This window comes from Enterobacter cloacae complex sp. IR53041 (assembly GCF_049238285.1).
Classification (GTDB): domain Bacteria; phylum Pseudomonadota; class Gammaproteobacteria; order Enterobacterales; family Enterobacteriaceae; genus Enterobacter; species Enterobacter roggenkampii.
The window spans coordinates 1-1,612 of sequence record NZ_JBMKHB010000073.1; the positions used below are offsets into that span (position 1 = coordinate 1).

Sequence of the window (1,612 nt, forward strand, 5' to 3'; positions counted from 1 at the left end):
TGCCATTGGCATGACAACCCGAACACCAGTGATGCGTCCACTCCGGTCCTCTCGTACTAGGAGCAGCCCCCCTCAATTCTCCAGCGCCCACGGCAGATAGGGACCGAACTGTCTCACGACGTTCTAAACCCAGCTCGCGTACCACTTTAAATGGCGAACAGCCATACCCTTGGGACCTACTTCAGCCCCAGGATGTGATGAGCCGACATCGAGGTGCCAAACACCGCCGTCGATATGAACTCTTGGGCGGTATCAGCCTGTTATCCCCGGAGTACCTTTTATCCGTTGAGCGATGGCCCTTCCATTCAGAACCACCGGATCACTATGACCTGCTTTCGCACCTGCTCGAGCCGTCACTCTCGCAGTCAAGCTAGCTTATGCCATTGCACTAACCTCCTGATGTCCGACCAGGATTAGCTAACCTTCGTGCTCCTCCGTTACTCTTTGGGAGGAGACCGCCCCAGTCAAACTACCCACCAGACACTGTCCGCAACCCGGATCACGGGTCTACGTTAGAACACCAGCCATTAAAGGGTGGTATTTCAAGGACGGCTCCATGCAGACTGGCGTCCACACTTCAAAGCCTCCCACCTATCCTACACATCAAGGACCAGTGTTCAGTGTCAAGCTATAGTAAAGGTTCACGGGGTCTTTCCGTCTTGCCGCGGGTACACTGCATCTTCACAGCGAGTTCAATTTCACTGAGTCTCGGGTGGAGACAGCCTGGCCATCATTACGCCATTCGTGCAGGTCGGAACTTACCCGACAAGGAATTTCGCTACCTTAGGACCGTTATAGTTACGGCCGCCGTTTACCGGGGCTTCGATCAAGAGCTTCGCGTTACCGCTAACCCCATCAATTAACCTTCCGGCACCGGGCAGGCGTCACACCGTATACGTCCACTTTCGTGTTTGCACAGTGCTGTGTTTTTAATAAACAGTTGCAGCCAGCTGGTATCTTCGACTGATTTCAGCTCCACCCGCAGGGGCTTCACCTACATATCAGCGTGCCTTCTCCCGAAGTTACGGCACCATTTTGCCTAGTTCCTTCACCCGAGTTCTCTCAAGCGCCTTGGTATTCTCTACCTGACCACCTGTGTCGGTTTGGGGTACGATTTGATGTTACCTGATGCTTAGAGGCTTTTCCTGGAAGCAGGGCATTTGTTACTTCAGCACCGTAGTGCCTCGTCATCACACCTCAGCGTTAAAAAACGACCGGATTTACCTAATCGTTCCGCCTACATGCTTAAACCGGGACAACCGTCGCCCGGCTAACATAGCCTTCTCCGTCCCCCCTTCGCAGTAACACCAAGTACAGGAATATTAACCTGTTTCCCATCGACTACGCCTTTCGGCCTCGCCTTAGGGGTCGACTCACCCTGCCCCGATTAACGTTGGACAGGAACCCTTGGTCTTCCGGCGAGCGGGCTTTTCACCCGCTTTATCGTTACTTATGTCAGCATTCGCACTTCTGATACCTCCAGCAACCCTCACAGGCCACCTTCAACGGCTTACAGAACGCTCCCCTACCCAACAACACATAGTGTCGCTGCCGCAGCTTCGGTGCATGGTTTAGCCCCGTTACATCTTCCGCGCAGGCCGACTCGACCAGT

The 1,612-nt window shown here is 54.0% G+C and carries 1 rRNA gene (cut by a window edge); it reads right to left on the reverse strand.

Features of this window, described 5'->3' with window-relative positions:
- Positions 1 to 1,612 (reverse strand): 23S ribosomal RNA (locus ACOTXF_RS23680); its annotated part runs 1,211 nt beyond the window's last position; the annotation flags it as partial.